Origin of the sequence: Streptomyces sp. NPDC056061 (assembly GCF_042266885.1) — a bacterium.
GTDB lineage: Bacteria > Actinomycetota > Actinomycetes > Streptomycetales > Streptomycetaceae > Streptomyces.
The window spans coordinates 1-1,052 of sequence record NZ_JBHJWQ010000098.1 but is presented as its reverse complement, the minus strand read 5'-3'; the positions used below and the strand labels follow the sequence as shown (position 1 = coordinate 1,052).

At 64.4% G+C, this 1,052-nt stretch carries 1 protein-coding gene; it reads right to left on the bottom strand.

The annotated features are described in order from the left end of the window. A partial coding sequence (locus ACFC79_RS38275; RefSeq protein WP_376249899.1) for a beta-ketoacyl reductase occupies window positions 1-1,030 on the bottom strand: 1,030 nt, incomplete at its 3' end. Window positions 1,031-1,052: the final 22 nt, after the last annotated feature.

The following is a 1,052-nucleotide window of genomic DNA, read 5'->3' as shown; positions in this document are numbered from 1 at the left end:
CAGCCATACCACCCTCGGCCCACGGACCCCACGCCACCGACAACGCCGGCAACCCCTCAGCACGACGCCGCTCGGCCAACGCATCCAAAAACGCATTCGCCGCACCATAATTCGCCTGCCCCGCCGCACCCAACACACCCGAAACCGACGAGAACAACACAAACGCCGACAGCCCCAACCCCCGCGTCAACTCATCCAAATGAACCGCACCACCCACCTTCGGACCCAGAACACCCCCAAAACGATCCACCCCCAAACCATCCAACACACCATCATCCAACACACCCGCCGCATGCACCACAGCCGTCAACGGAAACTCCACCGGCAACCCCGCCAACACACCCTCCAACGCACCCCGATCAGCCACATCACACGCCACCACACTCACCCGACCACCCAACCCCACCAACTCATCCCGCAACTCCACCGCACCCGGAGCCCCCAACCCACGACGACTCGTCAGAACAACATGCTCAGCACCCCGACCCACCAACCAACGAGCCACCCGCGCACCCAACGCACCCGTACCACCCGTCACCAACACCGAACCCCGACCCGGACGCCAACCACCCGAACCACCCACCACACCCGACACCGACGCCCGCACAAACCGCCGACCCCACACACCAGACCCACGCACCGCAACCTGATCCTCACCACCACGACCCGACAACACCCCCACCAACCAACCCCACACCCGCTCATCCACCAACCCCGGCAAATCAACCAAACCACCCCAACGGTCCGGATGCTCCAACCCCACAACCCGACCCAGACCCCACACCAACGCCTGCTCCGGATCCACCACACCATCCGACGAACCCACCGACACCCCACCACGCGAAACCACCCACAACGCAGCCCCCACACCCACATCACCCAACGCCTGAACCAACCCCACCGTGGCCAACAAACCACCACCCCCCACACACCCCAACAACGACACCACACCCGACACCTCAACACCACCCACACACTCACGCAACCGCTCGGCATACCCGACACGATCACCCCCCGCACCCAACTCCACACAACACACCTCAGCACCACGC